Origin of the sequence: Bacteroides gallinaceum (assembly GCF_030373775.1) — a bacterium.
Lineage (GTDB): Bacteria > Bacteroidota > Bacteroidia > Bacteroidales > Bacteroidaceae > Phocaeicola > Phocaeicola excrementipullorum.
The window spans coordinates 14,982-33,059 of record NZ_JAUDEN010000031.1 but is presented as its reverse complement, the minus strand read 5'-3'; the positions used below and the strand labels follow the sequence as shown (position 1 = coordinate 33,059).

Below are 18,078 nucleotides of genomic sequence, written 5' to 3'. Positions count from 1 at the left end.
GATGCCCGCATTTTTCCGGATGCAGTGACACCCGCGTATCCGCTCGTCCGGCAAGCAGCTCCCCGATACCTTTTGTGAATAAAAATACAACGCAAATATTTTAAGCGTTTTTACCACATAAATTTCGCATAAATAGGGATAATTATCTACCTTTGCGGTGTTTTTATTGGTTGTTAACAGAATCTTGTGGTTCCATCCCTATGCGAAACGCATGGCATTTGGCAATTTCGAGAACACTTTACGGCAGGGGAAACGCCGCCGAGAAAGCAATCAATGCGCATAGAGAAACATCATTTAAAACACTTAATATATGTTTTTTACGTTTATTGTTGTCGTTATTCTAACGGCTGTTGTATTGGTAACGGCGGCTATCTGCATAGCCAAGCTTTTAGCTCCCCGTTCATTCAACCCGCAGAAAGGCGAACCTTATGAATGTGGTATTCCCACCCGAGGACAATCATGGATTCAGTTCAAGGCGGGCTACTACCTCTTTGCCATTCTGTTTCTGATGTTCGACATCGAAACCGTATTCCTCTTTCCGTGGGCTGCTGTAGCCCAGAAGGCGGGACTCGTTGCGGTGGCGAGCGTTACAGTATTCCTTGTAATCTTAGTGCTGGGCTTGGCTTACGCCTGGCGGAAAGGAGCGTTGGAATGGAAGTAAAGAAACTTGCTCCGATACGCTCCATGAAGTATGAGGAGTTCAAAAACAACGACTACCTGGAGAGCCTGGTAAAGCAGCTCAACGATGAGGGTGCCGGAGTGATTCTTACCACAGTAGACAGGCTGATCAACTGGGGACGGAGCAACTCGGTGTGGGGACTGCTGCTCGGAACGAGCTGCTGCGCCATCGAGTTCATGGCTCTGGGAGCCGGACGCTATGACATGGCCCGCTTCGGATTCGAAGTGACCCGAAACTCTCCGCGCCAGGCCGACGTGCTCATCGTGATGGGAACCATCACCTACCGCACAGCACCGGTGATGAAGCGTCTGTACGATCAGATGGCCGACCCGAAATACGTGGTGGCTGTGGGCGGATGCACCATCTCCGGAGGTCCGTTCATCAAATCCTACAACGTAGTGAACGGCATCGATAAGGTGATCCCCGTGGATGTGTTCATTCCGGGCTGTCCGCCGCGCCCCGAAGCATTCTTCTACGGACTTATGCAGCTGCAGCGGAAGATGAAGGTGGAACGCTTCCTGGGAGGAGTAAACCACAAGCAACCGAAAGAAGAGGCGGAAAAAGCAAACGCCGCCAACAAGGAAGGAGGTGACGAATGAAACGTGACGATGTATTGAAAACAATAAAAGGGGCGGAAGAATGTCCGGGAAACGCCGGAGTCATCAAAGTTCCCCTGGAAGTATTCCACCAGACCGCGGAAGCGCTGAGAAACGACCCGCAGAGTCCGATGGACTTTTTGCGTGACATTGTGGGCATGGACTGGGGAGAAGAAGGTCTGGGTGCCGTGTATTTCATGGAATCAACCGCCACGGGCGAACAGATTGCGCTGCGCACGGCTACAGCCGACCGCGAAACGCCGCTGCTGCCCACCGTGAGCGACTTATGGAAAACCGCACTGATAAAAGAACGCGAGGTGTACGACTTCTTCGGCATCCGCTTTACGGGACATCCCGACATGCGCCGCCTGTTCCTGCGCGAGGACTGGATCGGATGGCCGCTCCGCAAGGACTACGACATGAACTCGAATCCGCTGCGTCTGGACAACGAAATCAACGCTGACTTTACAAAAGAATACCGCCTGCGCAAGGACGGCACGCTGGAAGGCATCGACCACCGCATCTTCGGCGAAAACGATTTTGTGGTGAACATGGGTCCGCAGCACCCGTCAACACACGGCGCGCTCCGCATGCGTATCGGACTTGACGGCGAGGTGATCACCAAGGTCGACCCCGTGCTGGGATACATCCACCGCGGCATCGAAAAGATGAACGAAAGCCTCACTTATCCGCAGACGCTGGGCATGACCGACCGTCTGGACTATCTGAGCGCACACCAGAGCCGCCACGCGCTGTGCATGTGTATCGAAAAGGCAGCCGGAATCGAGGTTTCGGAACGTGTGAAGTATATCCGTACCATCATGGACGAGCTGCAACGTATCGACTCGCACCTGCTGTTCTACTCATGCCTGGTGCTGGATATGGGTGCCATGACTCCGTTCTTCTACGGATTCCGCGAAAGGGAAATGATCCTCGACATCTTCGAAGAAACTACCGGCGGACGTCTGATACAGCACTACAACCTTATCGGCGGCGTGCAGGATGACATTCATCCCACTTTCTGCCAGAAGGTGAAGGAATTCATCGCCCACCTGAAGAAAGTGCTTCCCGACTATCACCGTATCTTTACCGGAAACGTCATCGCCGACACCCGTCTGAAGGGCGTGGGCATCCTGTCGAAGGAAGATGCCATCTCTCTGGGATGCACCGGAGGTACGGGACGTGCCGCAGGATGGAAGAACGATGTGCGCAAGCGTATGCCTTACGGCGTATATGACAAGGTAGACTTCAAGGAAATCACCTACGACACCTGCGACTCGTTCGCACGCTACATGGTCCGTATGGACGAAATCGTTGAGTCGTGCCGCATCATCGAACAGCTCATCGACAACATTCCGGAAGGCGAATACCGCGTGAAAACGAAACCGATCATCAAGCTGCCCGAAGGCATATGGACCTCGGCCGTAGAAGCGAGCCGCGGAGAATTCGGCGTGATGATCGAAAGCCGAGGCGACAAGACACCGTACCGCATGCACTTCCGCTCGACGGGACTGCCGCTGGTACAGGCCATGGACACGCTCTGCCGCGGATGGAAGTTTGCCGACCTCATCGCCATCGGCGCATCGGTCGACTTCGTGATTCCGGATATCGACAGATAAGTGAAGAATGAAGAATTTAGAACGAAGAATTTAGAATAACTGAAAACCTATGAACGATTATTATAACCTGGAGTCGCTTACCTCTGCCATCCACACCGCCCTGTGCGGCGTGATGCCCGAGTGGGCGGCCCTCACGATTGAAGGCATCATTGTGGGCGTGATCATCATCCTGCTCTATGCTGCTCTGGCCGTGGTCATGATCTACATGGAACGCAAGGTGTGCGCCGCATTCCAATGCCGCCTTGGTCCGAACCGCGTAGGCGGAAAAGGCGGTCTGCTGCAGGTGCCGGCCGACGTGCTGAAGATGCTCATCAAGGAAATCTTTACTCCGGCACATGTGGACAAATTCCTTTATGCGCTGGCACCCTACCTCGTGATCCTTGCCTCGATATTCACGTTCTCATGCCTGCCATGGCATAACGGAGGACTCATCCTGCACATGAATATCGGTATCTTCTTCGTGCTGGCGGCTTCGTCAATCGGCGTGCTGGGCATCCTGCTCGCCGGATGGAGCAGCGACAGCAAGTATACGCTGATGGGTGCCATGCGTAGCGGCGCCATGATCATCAGCTACGAACTTTCCATCGGAATCTCCGTACTCACCATGGTAGTGATGGCCGGAACGATGGACATCCACGAAATAGTAATGGGCCAGGCGGACGGCTGGAACCTTTTCAAGGGACACATTCCGGCTATTCTGGCATTCGTCATCTACCTGATTGCCGGCAACGCCGAAGCCAACCGCGGCCCGTTTGACCTTGCCGAAGCCGAACAGGAACTTACCGCCGGCTACCACACCGAATATTCGGGCATGCATTTCGGCTTCTTCTATTTGGCCGAATACATGAACCTCTTCATCACTGCCGGTATCGCCGTAACGCTCTTCCTGGGCGGATGGATGCCGCTGCACATTCCCGGACTCGACGGATTCAACGCTGTGATGGACTACATTCCCGGAATCGTATGGTTCCTCGGAAAAACGTTTGTCATCATCTTCCTGCTGATGTGGATCCGCTGGACCTATCCTCGTCTGCGTATCGACCAGATCCTGACGCTGGAATGGAAATACCTGATGCCGTCGTCGCTGGTAGTGCTCGTGCTCATGACATTCTGCACGCTGATGGGATGGACTTTTTAAGTTGTGAAACGCTAAAATGAACAATAAGATGAGTAGTTTGAAAGAATACTTGGAAGGTTATGCCGGCGGCGTGAAAAGCCTGCTGACAGGTATGGGCACTTCGATGAAGGTGTTCTGCCAGAAAAAGATTACTGAGCAGTACCCCGAAAACCGCCATACCACGCTCCACATTCCCGAACGCCACCGCGCACTCCTCACCCTGCCTGCCGACGAGGAAGGCAACCACAAGTGCATCGCGTGCGGCCTCTGCCAGATGAACTGCCCGAACGGCACCATCAAGCTCACTACGGAAATGCGCGAAACCGAAGAGGGAAAGAAAAAGAAGGTACTGGTGAAGTACGAGTACAACCTGGGCTCCTGCATGTTCTGCATGCTTTGCGTGAACGTCTGCCCGCACGACGCGATCAAGTTTACGAACGATTTCGAGAACGCCGTGTTCGAAAAGGACAAACTTGTGCTGACACTCAACAAAAAATAACGGAGGGCTTTCTTCCATAATATAAGACTATAACAATATGAGTATATCACTTCAAGAAATAGTGTTCTACGTCGTAGCAGCGTGCATCACCGTATTCTCGGTGATGGCCGTAACGACCGGACGGCTTCTGAGAGCAGCCACCTACCTGCTGTTCGTGCTTTTCGGCACAGCAGCAATCTACGGAATCCTGGGATACACCTTCCTGGGCGCCGTACAGTTGATGGTTTATGCCGGAGGTATCGTCGTGCTCTACGTGTTCTCTATCATGCTTACCCGCTCGAACAAAGACATGAAATACCCCGTCAGCTGTGCCAAGCTGCTCAGTGTACTGGCATCGGTCATCGTAGGCGCGGGCCTCATGCTCTTCCTGATAATGACAAACGGCTTCGCGCTGAATGTAATCCCGCAGGGCGACGAACTTCCCGTAGAGAAAATCGGAATGGCACTGATGGGCATGGACAAGTATCAGTTCCTGCTGCCTTTCGAGGCTGTGAGTGTACTGCTGCTGGCCTGCATGATCGGCGCGATACTGATTGCGAGAAAAGAAAAATAAACGACTGTCCGCCCGCAGCCGGCTTAACGGCAGAATGGCGGAATACAAAAATTTAAAATTTTAAGAAATGGAAATACATGTCGTACACTATCTGGTTGTCAGTACAGTGATGCTGTTCTGCGGAGTCTACGGATTCTTCACGCGCAAGAACCTGCTGGCCATCCTCATCTCGGTGGAACTGATGCTCAATGCGGCAAACATCAATTTCGCGGTGTTCAACCGCTACCTCTTTCCCGACCAGCTCGAAGGACATTTCTTCAGCATGTTCGGCATTGCGGTAGCAGCTGCCGAAACGGCGGTGGCCATCGCAATCATCATCAATGTCTACCGTAACATGAAGCAGATCCTTACAGATGACATCACAGACCTGAAAGGATAGTGAACTTTAAAAACAATTCAAACTGAATAATTTTATGGAATATACAATTCTGATACTCGCGTTGCCGATGCTCAGCTTTCTGCTGCTCGGGCTTGCAGGCATGAAGATGCCGCACAAGGTGGCCGGTACCATCGGCACGATCTCGCTGGGCATCGTGACTGTACTGAGCTATCTGACAGCTTTCCGCTACTTCACGGCTCCGCGCACGGCTGACGGCACATTCGAAACGCTTATGCCGTGGAACTTCGAGTGGTTGCCGTTCACGGAATCGCTCCACATTGACATGGGCATCCTGCTCGACCCGATCTCGGTAATGATGCTCGTGGTTATCTCGACCGTGTCACTCATGGTGCACATCTACTCTTTCGGCTACATGAAAGGAGAGGTTGGCTTCCAGCGTTACTACGCTTTCCTGTCGCTCTTTTCCATGTCTATGCTGGGACTGGTGGTTGCCACCAACATCTTCCAGATGTATGTGTTCTGGGAACTGGTGGGTGTTTCTTCTTACCTGCTCATCGGATTCTACTATACCAAGCCTGAAGCCATTGCAGCCAGCAAGAAAGCATTCATCGTAACCCGCTTCGCCGACCTGGGATTCCTGATCGGTATCCTCATCTATGGCTACTACATGCAGACATTCGAGTTCGATCCTGCACAGGAACGTCTGATGCAGGCCGGAATGGTGCTGCCGCTGGCTCTGGGACTGATGTTTGTCGGCGGTGCCGGCAAGAGTGCCATGTTCCCGCTGCACATCTGGCTTCCCGACGCGATGGAAGGCCCGACTCCGGTTTCGGCTCTCATCCATGCGGCTACCATGGTCGTTGCCGGTGTATATCTGGTTGCCCGCATGTTCCCGCTGTTCATCGGCTTTGCACCTGAAACGCTCCACATCGTTGCCTACGTCGGCGCATTCACCGCATTCTATGCTGCCAGCGTTGCCTGCGCACAGAGCGACATCAAACGCGTGCTTGCCTTCTCGACCATCTCTCAGATCGGTTTCATGATGGTGGCGCTGGGCGTCTGCACCTCTATGGACCCGCACGAAGGCGGCCTGGGATACATGGCCGGCATGTTCCACCTGTTCACCCACGCCATGTTCAAGGCATTGCTCTTCCTGGGAGCCGGATGTATTATCCATGCCGTACACAGCAACGAGATGTCAACCATGGGAGGCCTGCGCAAATACATGCCTATCACGCACATCACATTCCTGATCGCGTGTCTGGCCATTGCCGGTATTCCCCCGTTCTCAGGCTTCTTCTCTAAAGATGAAATTCTGGCAGCCTGCTTCCAGTTCAGCCCGGCTATGGGCTGGATCATGACCGTTATCGCGGGCATGACCGCATTCTATATGTTCCGCCTGTATTATGGCATCTTCTGGGGCACGGAAAACAAGGAACTGCACGAACACCACACGCCGCATGAAAGCCCGCTGAGCATGACATTCCCGCTGATGTTCCTGGCACTCATCACAATCGTATGCGGATGGATACAGCCGTTCGGACACTTCGTTTCGTCTAACGGGCACGCATACGACATCCACCTCGACATGAACGTGGCCGTGACCAGCGTTGTTGTGGCTCTCGTAGCCATTGCACTGGCAACATGGATGTATGCGCGCGACAGACAGCCGGTGGCAGACATGCTGGCAAAACGCTTTGCAACCCTTCACCGCGCAGCCTACAAGCGCTTCTATATGGACGAAGTATGGATGTTCGTGACGAAGAAGATCATCTTCCGCTGCATCTCCACACCGCTGGCATGGTTTGACCGCCACGCTATCGACCAGTTCATGAACTTCATGGCCTGGTGTACAAATGCTGCCGGAGGAACTATCCAGCCGTTGCAGAACGGTAAGATCCAGACATATACTCAGTGGTTCTTCGGAGGTATCATTGTACTGGTGATAATACTTTTGCTCAGTTAATGTCCGGCTATAAACAATGAATAACGGAAGACGGTTCATTGCCGCCGGCAACGATTAACTGTTAACTATCAACTATTAATTCAAGAAAAGATGAATATATTAAGTCTATTTGTACTGATACCTCTGCTGATGCTGCTGGGACTTTGGATTGCCCGCAATGTCAGTCAGGTAAAGGCAGTGATGGTGGTCGGCTCCTCCGCCCTGATGGTGCTTGCTACATGGCTTACCGTCACTTATATCGGCATGCGCCAAGGCGGAGCCACCGAAGAAATGCTGTTCACCGACAGCATCATGTGGTATGCTCCGCTCCACATCTGCTATTCGGTAGGTGTTGACGGCATATCTGTGGTGATGCTGCTCCTGAGTGCCATCATTGTATTTACCGGAACATTTGCATCCTGGAAGCTGAAACCGCTCACCAAGGAATATTTCCTGTGGTTCACGCTGCTGAGCACGGGAGTATTCGGTTTCTTCATTTCAACCGACCTGTTTACCATGTTCATGTTCTACGAAGTTGCGCTCATCCCGATGTACTTGCTGATCGGCGTATGGGGAAGCGGACGCAAAGAATATGCAGCCATGAAGCTGACTCTGATGCTGATGGGAGGTTCTGCTTTCCTGCTGATCGGCATCCTGGGCATCTACTACGGTGCGGGCGGTGAAACAATGAACATCCTCGAAATCGTAAAGCAAAAGATTCCTACTGAAATCCAGCAGATTTTCTTCCCGCTGACATTCCTGGGATTCGGCGTGCTGGGAGCCTTGTTCCCCTTCCATACATGGAGCCCCGACGGTCATGCTTCAGCGCCGACAGCCGTAAGTATGCTCCATGCCGGCGTACTGATGAAACTGGGAGGTTACGGATGCTTCCGTGTAGCCATGTATCTGATGCCGACAGGCGCAGCCATGTGGGGTGACTTCTTCCTGATTCTGACCACTATCTCGGTTGTCTACGGAGCGTTCAGTGCTGTCGTACAGACTGACCTGAAATACATCAATGCGTATTCTTCGGTAAGCCACTGCGGCCTCGTGCTCTTTGCCCTGCTGATGATGACGCGCGTAAGCGCCACCGGTGCCATTCTGCAGATGTTGAGCCACGGACTCATGACGGCCCTCTTCTTTGCCCTCATCGGTATGATCTACGGCCGCACGCACACCCGTGACATCCGTCAGCTGAGCGGTCTGATGAAAATTATGCCGTTCCTTTCTGTAGGCTATGTGATTGCCGGTCTTGCCAATCTGGGTCTGCCGGGTCTGAGCGGCTTCATCGCCGAAATGACTGTATTCACCGGCTCATTCCAGGTGAACGACGTGTTCCACCGCGCTTGCACCGTAATCGCTACCATGAGTATCGTAATCACTGCCGTATATATCTTGCGCGTTGTAGGCAAAATCCTCTACGGAACCTGCCAGAACCCGGAACATCTGAAACTGACAGACGCAACGTGGGACGAACGTCTTGCCGTGATCTGCCTGATCGCAGCTGTAGCCGGACTGGGACTCGCACCCTGGTGGGCAAGCGATGTAATCAGCGGCAGCGTAGAACCGATTATCAGCCAACTGATGAGATAAAAGATCAAACTATTAACTATAAATATTCATTCATATCATGAACGGATTCTTATCAATGCAGGCCGAACTGGGAATGGTGGCAGCGATTATCATCATGCTGCTGGCAGACCTCATCCTGAAACGGCCTAACCACAAGCCGTTGCAGGCGCTGGCCGTCGTCCTGACACTCGCGCTGACAGTGCTCTGTCTGACCGAGCCCGCAGGAGAGGCCTTCGGAGGAATGTATGCAAACACCTCCATCGCATCGGCTGTAAAAGCGATATTAACCGCAGGAACCCTGCTGGTGTTTACACTTGCCGGACGCTGGCTTGAACGCGAAGATACCAGCCACAAGGCCGGCGAATTCTATACGCTCACGCTCAGCACGCTTTTCGGAATGTACCTCATGGTCAGCTCCGGAAGCTTCCTGACATTCTATATCGGTCTGGAAACAGCCAGCATCCCGATGGCCTGCCTCGTGGCACTCGACAAATGGCGCCACCACAGCGCAGAGGCCGGAGCGAAGTTCGTGCTCAGCTCGATGTTTTCTTCCGCACTGATGCTTTATGGCGTGTCAATGATTTACGGAACGAGCGGAACCGCTTACTTTACTGATGCGGCAGCTATGCTGACAGGCACTCCGCTGCAAATTGCGGCCATGGTGTTCTTCTTTGCCGGACTGGGATTCAAGATCAGCCTTGTGCCGTTCCACGCATGGACTCCCGATACTTATCAAGGAGCGCCGACACCGGTTACCGGATACCTTTCAGTGGTATCCAAAGGTGCTGCAGCCTTTGCGCTGACAGCCATCATGATGAAGGTTTTCGCACAGATGGTAGAAAACTGGAGCCTGATGCTGGGCATTGTCATCGTAGTCACAATCACCGTAGCTAACCTCTTTGCCGTATTGCAAAAAGACATGAAACGATTCATGGCTTACAGTAGTATCTCTCAAGCCGGTTATCTGGTGCTTGGCACATTGGCCGACAGCGGACAAGGTATCGCCTCGCTGGTTTATTACCTGGCAGTCTATGTGGTTGCAAACCTGGCAATATTCGGCATCATCGGAATCGTTGAACAGCAGACCGGACGTACCGACCGCGACGCTTACAACGGATTCTACCGCACAAACCCGCACCTGACCTTCATTATGACGCTGGCACTGTTCTCTTTGGGAGGTATCCCTCCGTTCGCCGGCTTCTTCTCGAAGTTCTTCGTGTTTGCTTCGGCATTCCATGCAGGACACTGGCTCGTCGTATTCCTGGCTTTGGTGAACACAATCATTTCACTCTACTACTATCTACTGGTAGTAAAAGCGATGTTCATCACTCCGACAGAATCTCCGGCACCGGCATTCCGTTCGCCGGCTCTGGCACGTACAGGACTGATCATTTGCCTTGCCGGTATCCTGGTTCTGGGTATATGCAGCGGAGTTTACGACTGGCTGACCGGTTTGTCAATGCAATAAACAGTTCAGACAAAGCCCAAGGGGAGGCTTATTGATGACAAAAGCTTCCCCAACCTCTTACTTTAGAGGAATTTCCATAAAAAAGGAAGCGGAACCGCGCAGCACATTGTGCGGTTCCGCTTCCTTTTTATGCTTTACCAGATAACAGACGCAACGCCCTGCCGAAAGAGGGCCGGATAGGTCTTATAACAACGGAAGGAGCGATTCAAGAGTCATACTATGCGAACCTTTCAAAAGAATCAAGAAACCTTCCGGCCTGGTCTTCCGAAACAATTCGCCCACTGCTGCAGCGTCCGGATAGTTTTCTACCGGAATATCCCCGGCAGACAAAGCAGAAGCAAACTCCGGCCCCACAACAATCAGCCGGTCGAGCCCCAAACCGAAGGCAAGCTCAAGAATACGGCGATGGTCACGGCCGGATGCCTCGCCAAGCTCTTTCATATCTCCCAAAACCGCCATCTTATGCGGTGCCTCCATCCGGGCAAAATTACACAATGCCGCTTCCATGCTCGTGGGATTGGCATTGTAAGCATCCGCTACCACACGGTTACGCTCCGTTTTGACCAGACGTGAACGGCCCTGTATGGGAACATAGCTTTCGATGCCTGCACAAATATCTTCCGGAGAAACTCCAAAACGGATTCCCACAGCGCAGGCCGCAAGCACATTCGGGAGGTTATAGGCCCCAACCAAGCAAGTATGCACTTTATACAATGCGTCCGGACAATTGCAGTCCCGCCATGCAAAAGAAAAACAAGGGTCTGACGATGCAGATTCCATGCTCTCTCCCCAAATGCGGACGTTGCCGGAAGTGCCGTATGCAACAGCATCCAGACCAGCAGCCATCATGCAAAGACGTGAGTCGTCAGCATTCAGAAAGATTTGCGAACCCTTACGCAAACGAAGAAAATCGTACAGTTCTCCTTTCGTGCGGGCTACCCCTTCGATTGAACCGAAACCTTGCAGATGGGCTTCTCCCACATTGGTGATGATCCCGAAATCCGGTTCCGCCACCTCCACCAGGCGACGGATATCCCCCGGATGGCTTGCCCCCATTTCAACGATTCCGACTTCATGCTCAGGACGAAGGCGGAGCAGAGTAAGCGGCACACCGATATCATTGTTCAGATTACCCTCTGTGGCCAATACACGGAAATGCCGAGAAAGAACCGCACGCAGCAATTCTTTCGTCGTTGTTTTCCCGTTCGTGCCGGTAACTCCAATTAGGCGGGTGCCCAATTTCCTGCGATGCTCGCGAGCCAGCAGCCTCAACGCATCCAGCCCGTCATCCACCAACAAGTAACGGGCAGAATCATCCGAAGGAATAACCCCTGGATCATCCACCACCGCATAGCTGCATCCGCCCTCCAATGCCTTGCCGGCAAAAAGATTCCCGTCGAAACTCTCTCCTTTCAAAGCTACAAACATAGCTCCCGGAACCGGACGGCGGCTGTCGGTCACCACGCCTCCCGGACAAGAAAGGAATACACGGTATAATGCGCCGACATCCGTCATCTTAATCCTCCTTTCCGCTACGTTGGAATTCGTCTATCAGGCTTTCGTCTTCAAAATAATCAATTCTCATCGCACGGCGCACATCGGCCATTGTCGCGGCAGCTACCTCTCGGGCCTGTTCACAGCCTTTGCGCAATATTTCGTATACCGAAGGAATATCTTTCTCATACTCGCTGCGACGCTTGCGGATCGGCTCGAGCGTTTCCTGCATCACGGCAGCCAAGAACTTCTTCACCTTCATGTCGCCCAGACCGCCGCGCTTGTAATGCGCCTTCAACTCATCCAGCGAAGGATAATCGGGCAGATAACGCTCAAAATGTTCGGGACGGCAGAAGGCATCGAGATAAGTAAACACAGTATTGCCCTCTATCTTGCCGGGATCGCTCACACGAAGATGACCCGGATCAGTATACATTGACTTCACCTTGCGTTCCACCTCATCAGCGCTGTCCGACAAATAGATGCAGTTGCCCAACGACTTGCTCATCTTCGCCTTTCCATCTGTTCCCGGAAGACGCAGGCAGGCCGAATTGTCAGGCAGCATAATTTCCGGCTCCACCAATGTATTCCCATAGATGTAGTTGAACCGGCGGACTATTTCGCGGCACTGCTCAATCATCGGTTCCTGATCTTCGCCGGCAGGCACATGAGTAGCACGGAAGGCAGCGATATCGGCAGCCTGGCTCACAGGATAGGTGAAGAACCCGGCGGGAATCCCCTCGCCAAAACCGCGCATGCCAATCTCTGTCTTTACCGTAGGATTGCGCTGCAGACGCGCCACGCTTACCAGATCTAGGAAATAGAACGACAGTTCGCACAGTTCCGGAATCTGGCTCTGGATAAAGAGTGTGGTACGCGAAGGGTCCAAGCCCACAGAAAGATAGTCGAGCGCCACTTCCATCACATTGGAACGCACCTTGGCAGGATTATCTATATTGTCAGTAAGAGCCTGACCGTCGGCTTCAAACACAAAAATACGGTCGTACAGACCGCTGTCCTGAAGCTCTACCCGACGGCGAAGCGAGCCTACATAATGACCGATATGCAGTTTTCCGGTCGGACGGTCGCCCGTCAGAATAATCTTTTGCTTTTTCATTTTTCTCGTTGTAAATTTATTTTTAAATGCAGCAAAGATAACCAAATACTTTGTTTTCTTCAAAATAAATTCTTTTCTTTGCATATAATCCTTTGATTATCCAACTATAAAACTACGATATACACATGAAAAAACAACTTAAGAAAGTCCTGGTACTCGGCTCCGGAGCCTTGAAAATAGGCCAGGCAGGAGAATTTGACTATTCAGGCTCACAGGCGCTGAAGGCTCTCCGGGAAGAGGGGATACGCTCCGTACTGATCAATCCGAACATTGCGACAATCCAAACATCCGAAGGCATTGCCGATCGGGTATACTTCCAGCCCGTAACACCTTATTTTGTAACAGAAATAATCAAAAAGGAACGTCCGGACGGCATACTGCTGGCTTTCGGCGGACAGACCGCGCTGAACTGCGGAACCGAACTTTACCGGAACGGAATCTTGAAAGAATATGGCGTGGAAGTGCTCGGCACATCGGTGGAAGCCATCATGAATACAGAAGACCGCGACCTCTTTGTAAAGAAGCTGAAAGAAGTAGACCTGAAAACCCCCGTCAGCCAGGCCGTATGCAACATGCAGGAAGCGCTTGAAGCTGCACGCAAAATAGGATACCCCGTAATGATCCGTTCGGCCTATGCCTTAGGAGGACTCGGCAGCGGAATCTGTCCGGACGAAGAGAAATTCATCGAACTGGCGGAGAGCGCCTTCACCTTCTCGCCCCAGATACTGGTGGAAGAATCCTTGAAAGGCTGGAAAGAAATCGAATTTGAAGTGATACGAGATGCCAACGACCACTGCTTTACCGTAGCGAGCATGGAGAACTTTGATCCGCTGGGCATCCATACGGGCGAATCCATTGTCGTAGCTCCTACCTGCTCGCTTACCGAAAACGAAGTGGAGCAACTGCAGACACTGTCAAGACAGTGCATCCGGCATCTGAACATTGTAGGCGAATGCAACATTCAGTACGCATTCAACTCTGACACAAACGACTATCGCATCATCGAGGTAAATGCCCGACTCAGCCGTTCGTCGGCACTGGCCTCAAAAGCAACAGGCTATCCGCTGGCTTTTGTAGCCGCAAAAATCGCACTCGGATATACGCTGGACGAAATCGGAGAAATGGGAACGCCCAACTCGGCATACGTGGCTCCCTCGCTCGACTACATTATCTGCAAGATTCCCCGCTGGGACCTGAACAAATTTGCCGGAGTTTCACACCGCATCGGATCGAGCATGAAGTCTGTAGGCGAAATCATGTCAATCGGACGCACGTTTGAAGAAATCATCCAAAAAGGCCTCCGCATGATCGGACAAGGGATGCATGGATTTGTGGGCAACGACCACACAAGATTCACGAACCTTGACGACGAACTGGAACATCCTACCGATCTGCGCATTTTTGCAATCGCCCAGGCATTGGAAGAAGGATACACAATCGAGCGCATCTACGAACTGACAAGAATTGACCCGTGGTTCATCGGCAAGCTGAAAAACATTGTAGACTTCAAGAATAAACTGCTTGCATACAATACGCTGGAAGAACTTACCCCCGAAATCGTGCGCGAAGCGAAAATTCTGGGATTCTCCGACTTCCAGATCGCCCGGTTCGTGCTGAAACCAAAATCGGGAAACATGGAGAAAGAAAACCTGGCCGTCCGCGAATACCGCAAGAAGCTGGGCATACTGCCGGCCGTGAAACGCATCAACACGGTGGCATCCGAACATCCGGAACTGACCAACTACCTGTACATGACGTACTCCGTGGAGGGATACGACGTGAACTACTACAAGAATGAGAAATCGGTTGTCGTGCTTGGATCGGGCGCTTACCGTATCGGGTCATCGGTTGAATTTGACTGGTGCTCGGTAAATGCCATACAGACCGCACGACATCTGGGATACAAGTCAATCATGATCAACTATAACCCGGAAACGGTATCTACAGACTATGACATGTGCGACCGCCTGTATTTCGACGAACTCTCGTTTGAACGCGTGCTCGACGTCATCGACCTGGAACAGCCGCGCGGAGTCATCGTTTCCGTAGGAGGACAGATTCCGAACAATCTGGCGATGAAACTCTACCGCCAGTCGGTTCCCGTACTCGGGACATCGCCCATATCAATAGACCGTGCGGAAAACCGCAACAAGTTCTCCGCCATGCTCGACCAGTTGGGCATCGACCAGCCGGCATGGCAAGAACTGACCAGCCTTGATGACGTAAAGGATTTTGTCGGCAAAGTTGGCTATCCCGTACTGGTACGCCCGTCGTATGTGCTGAGCGGTGCGGCCATGAATGTATGCTACGATGAAGAAGAGCTGACCCGCTTCCTTCAGATGGCAAGCGAAGTGTCGAAAGAATATCCTGTCGTAGTTTCACAATTCATGCAAAACACCAAGGAAATAGAGTTTGACGCCGTAGCGCAGAACGGAGAGATTGTGGAGTATGCCATATCCGAACACATTGAATATGCAGGCGTACACTCAGGCGATGCCACGCTGGTATTCCCGGCACAGCACATCTACTTCTCCACTGCACGCCAGATCAAGAGGATAAGCCGGCAGATAGCCAAAGAGCTGAATATCTCCGGACCGTTCAACATCCAGTATCTTGCACGCAAAAACGAAGTAAAGGTTATCGAGTGCAACCTTCGCGCATCACGCAGCTTCCCGTTTGTATCGAAAGTGCTGAAGCGCAACTTCATCGAAACAGCCACACGCATCATGCTCGATGCTCCCTACTCACGTCCCGACAAGTCGGAATTCGACATCGACTGGATTGGAGTAAAGGCATCGCAGTTCTCGTTCGCCCGCCTGCAAAACGCCGACCCGGTATTGGGAGTAGACATGTCATCGACAGGCGAAGTTGGCTGTCTGGGCGATGACTTCAACGAGGCCTTGCTGAATGCCATGATTGCCACCGGCTACAAGATTCCGCAACAGAGCGTACTGCTGTCATCGGGCGCGACCAAATCGAAGGTAGACCTGCTCGATGCAAGCCAGATGCTCAGCAAGAAAGGCTACAAGATCTATGCGACGGCAGGCACGGCGACTTTCCTGAATGCGCATGGCGTACCGACCACTCCGGTATTCTGGCCCGACGAACGTCCGAACGCTGAAAACAACGTAATGAAGATGATTGCCGGACATAAGTTCGACCTGATCGTAAACATCCCGAAAAATCACTCGAAACGGGAACTCACCAACGGATACCGTATCCGCCGCGGAGCCATCGACCACAACATTCCGCTGATTACAAACGCACGCCTGGCAAAAGCCTTCATCGAAGCGTTCTGCGAAACGAAACTGGAAGATATCCGGATAAAAAGCTGGCAGGAATACAAATAAGGAAATGCCATACATTGCAAGGAAATCCGCCCTCAGACCAAAGGCGGATTTCTAGCATTCTGAGGGTGTGCCGAAACAGATTTTGGCTATCAAAAAGCAAGGAAACGAAGTGAAACCTCTCGCACGCATCAGTTCCTTCGCTTTGCTTTGGATGACCAAATGAAAGTTGATTTGTGCTTCGACACACCCTCCTTTGTCGCAAGATGCATATGCCTCAATATCTCTTCAGACATCTAACATCTTTACTTCAAGGCATTCTCTATCGCATCCATCAGCTTCCGGAACTCGTCCTTCGAGTATCCCACGGAAGAATATACCAGCTTTCCGTCTTTGCCAAACAAGTAGGCGCGCGGAATGGTCTGGTCTGCGAAAAGGGAATAAACCTTGCGCCCCGGATCGGCATACAAGGGGAAACTGAACTTCTTCCGTTCATTGTATTTCTTAAGCTCCGCTTCCGTATGTTCCCGGCCGACCACCAGCAACTTGAAATTCGGATTGTCCTTATAGGCTGGCCACAAGGATTTCTGCACTTCGGCCAGTTCCAGCTGACAAGGTCCGCACCAGGTGGCAAACAGACTGACCAGCACCACTTTTCCTTTCAAGCTTTCGGGAGTGACATCACCATAGCTTTCCGATTTCAACGTTATGGAGGGCATATCATCGCCCAACTTTACTTTATCTGCATCCGCCTCCTGCGCCAGGACATTTCCGGCAAACAGAAAGAATCCGCAAAACAATAATGCAAAAAACTTCTTCATCTTCTCTGTTGTTTTATATGAAACGGCACAAAGTTATCCGAAAACGCAGAAATATCCTGCAGGAGGCTTATCTTTGTAAACAGTTTTAACATTAAAAGAAATTCCGGATATGATGACATTCATTTCGTGCGCCAAGACGATGACCGCACGCAGCAAAATACACACGCCCGGCACGTCCGTGCCCCGCTTTGAGAAAGAGGCGGAAGCCAACGCGCTGCACATGGCGCAGTTTTCGCCCGAACAGCTCGGGAAACTGCTGCGCGTCAATCCCAAACTGGCAGCGGAAAACTGCCTGCGCTACCACAACTTCTTCTCCGAAGACAACCGCCCGCTTCCGGCTCTGACTTCTTATACGGGAATCGTATTCAAGCGCATCAGCCCAACGGATTTCTCGGAAGAAGACTTTCTTTTCGCGCAGAACCACCTGCTCATCACATCGTTTCTCTACGGACTGCTGCGCCCTTTGGACGGTATCAAGAACTACCGGCTTGAAGGGGACGTGAAACTGGCAGAAACAGGATACCTGACGATGTTCGACTACTGGAAGCCGCTGCTCACCGATTATTTTATCGGCGAAATCAAAAAGCAGGGAGGCATACTGGTCAATCTGGCCAGCGGAGAAATGAAAGAGCTTTTCGACTGGAATAGGGTATGCCGCGAAGTGCAGGTCATCACACCCGAGTTCTATGTCATGAAAAACCGGAAACCCTCTACCGTCGTTGTCTATACCAAGATGTGCAGGGGAGAAATGACAAGATATATCCTGAAAAACCGGATCGAAAGCCCCGAAGCACTGAAAGGGTTTGAATGGGAAGGATTCTCGTTTGACGAAAGCCTCAGCACTCCGCACAGCCCCGTCTTCACGCTGATGTAACAGCTGCTTCAACAATGTAACATCTCCGCCAATATTGACAAGGAAACGAAACACAGACGTAAAAGCCTATTCACCCCGATGATATAACGCTGTAACC

General features: G+C 52.0%; 15 protein-coding genes. 12 read left to right on the top strand and 3 right to left on the bottom strand.

Annotation, left to right across the window (positions count from 1 at the left end; genetic code table 11):
- Positions 1–310: 310 nt before the first annotated feature.
- From QUW60_RS13275 to QUW60_RS13230, 10 genes are all read left to right on the top strand, one after another.
- Positions 311–661, top strand: coding sequence for an NADH-quinone oxidoreductase subunit A (locus QUW60_RS13275; RefSeq protein WP_258339039.1), 351 nt, complete (start codon positions 311–313; stop codon positions 659–661).
- Positions 652–1,278 carry an NADH-quinone oxidoreductase subunit B gene (locus QUW60_RS13270; RefSeq protein WP_258339040.1) on the top strand — a complete coding sequence of 209 codons (627 nt, stop codon included), beginning with the start codon at positions 652–654 and terminating at the stop codon, positions 1,276–1,278. The genes QUW60_RS13275 and QUW60_RS13270 overlap by 10 nt, the downstream gene beginning before the upstream one ends.
- Entirely contained in the window at positions 1,275–2,894 is a 1,620-nt protein-coding gene (locus tag QUW60_RS13265; protein WP_289561046.1) for an NADH-quinone oxidoreductase subunit D-related protein, read from the top strand. Before QUW60_RS13270 ends, QUW60_RS13265 begins: the two co-directional genes overlap by 4 nt.
- A 49-nt stretch (positions 2,895–2,943) precedes the next feature.
- Positions 2,944–4,032: an NADH-quinone oxidoreductase subunit NuoH gene (gene nuoH, locus QUW60_RS13260; protein WP_258339042.1), complete on the top strand. Its 1,089-nt coding sequence runs from the start codon at positions 2,944–2,946 to the stop codon at positions 4,030–4,032.
- A gap of 28 nt (positions 4,033–4,060) precedes the next feature.
- Complete coding sequence (locus QUW60_RS13255; protein WP_258339043.1) at positions 4,061–4,510, top strand: 4Fe-4S binding protein; 450 nt, start codon at positions 4,061–4,063, stop codon at positions 4,508–4,510.
- Positions 4,511–4,547: 37 nt separating this feature from the next.
- Positions 4,548–5,063, top strand: coding sequence for an NADH-quinone oxidoreductase subunit J family protein (locus tag QUW60_RS13250; protein ID WP_258339044.1), 516 nt, complete (start codon positions 4,548–4,550; stop codon positions 5,061–5,063).
- Between the two features lie 67 nt (positions 5,064–5,130).
- Positions 5,131–5,442, top strand: a complete 312-nt coding sequence (gene nuoK, locus QUW60_RS13245) for an NADH-quinone oxidoreductase subunit NuoK (RefSeq protein ID WP_258339045.1) — start codon at positions 5,131–5,133, stop codon at positions 5,440–5,442.
- 34 nt (positions 5,443–5,476) lie between these two features.
- Complete coding sequence (nuoL, locus tag QUW60_RS13240) at positions 5,477–7,369, top strand: NADH-quinone oxidoreductase subunit L (protein ID WP_258339046.1); 1,893 nt, start codon at positions 5,477–5,479, stop codon at positions 7,367–7,369.
- Between the two features lie 90 nt (positions 7,370–7,459).
- Positions 7,460–8,941 carry a complex I subunit 4 family protein gene (locus QUW60_RS13235; RefSeq protein WP_258339047.1) on the top strand — a complete coding sequence of 494 codons (1,482 nt, stop codon included), beginning with the start codon at positions 7,460–7,462 and terminating at the stop codon, positions 8,939–8,941.
- Positions 8,942–8,978: 37 nt separating this feature from the next.
- Entirely contained in the window at positions 8,979–10,388 is a 1,410-nt protein-coding gene (locus tag QUW60_RS13230) for an NADH-quinone oxidoreductase subunit N (protein ID WP_258339048.1), read from the top strand.
- A 183-nt stretch (positions 10,389–10,571) separates the two neighbouring features.
- Here the strand turns inward: QUW60_RS13230 and QUW60_RS13225 are convergent, their stop codons facing one another.
- Together QUW60_RS13225 and trpS are read right to left on the bottom strand one after the other, a co-directional pair.
- Positions 10,572–11,903 (bottom strand): UDP-N-acetylmuramoyl-tripeptide--D-alanyl-D-alanine ligase, encoded by a 1,332-nt coding sequence (locus tag QUW60_RS13225; protein WP_289561040.1) that lies wholly within the window; start codon positions 11,901–11,903, stop codon positions 10,572–10,574.
- Between the two features lies 1 nt (position 11,904).
- On the bottom strand, positions 11,905–12,999 hold the full coding sequence (trpS, locus tag QUW60_RS13220; RefSeq protein WP_258339050.1) for a tryptophan--tRNA ligase: 1,095 nt from the start codon (positions 12,997–12,999) through the stop codon (positions 11,905–11,907).
- A 125-nt stretch (positions 13,000–13,124) separates the two neighbouring features.
- Between trpS and carB the strand changes: the two genes are divergently transcribed.
- Entirely contained in the window at positions 13,125–16,349 is a 3,225-nt protein-coding gene (gene carB / locus QUW60_RS13215; protein WP_258339051.1) for a carbamoyl-phosphate synthase (glutamine-hydrolyzing) large subunit, read from the top strand.
- Positions 16,350–16,591: 242 nt separating this feature from the next.
- Here the strand turns inward: carB and QUW60_RS13210 are convergent, their stop codons facing one another.
- The gene (locus QUW60_RS13210) at positions 16,592–17,107 is read right to left on the bottom strand and encodes a TlpA family protein disulfide reductase (protein WP_289561038.1); all 516 of its coding nucleotides are present in this window, start codon (positions 17,105–17,107) and stop codon (positions 16,592–16,594) included.
- 109 nt (positions 17,108–17,216) lie between these two features.
- Here QUW60_RS13210 and yaaA point away from each other — a divergent pair, with 109 nt between their 5' ends.
- A complete protein-coding gene (yaaA, locus tag QUW60_RS13205) occupies positions 17,217–17,981 on the top strand; it encodes a peroxide stress protein YaaA (protein ID WP_258339053.1) in 765 nt (254 codons plus the stop codon).
- The last annotated feature ends 97 nt before the right edge of the window (positions 17,982–18,078 follow it).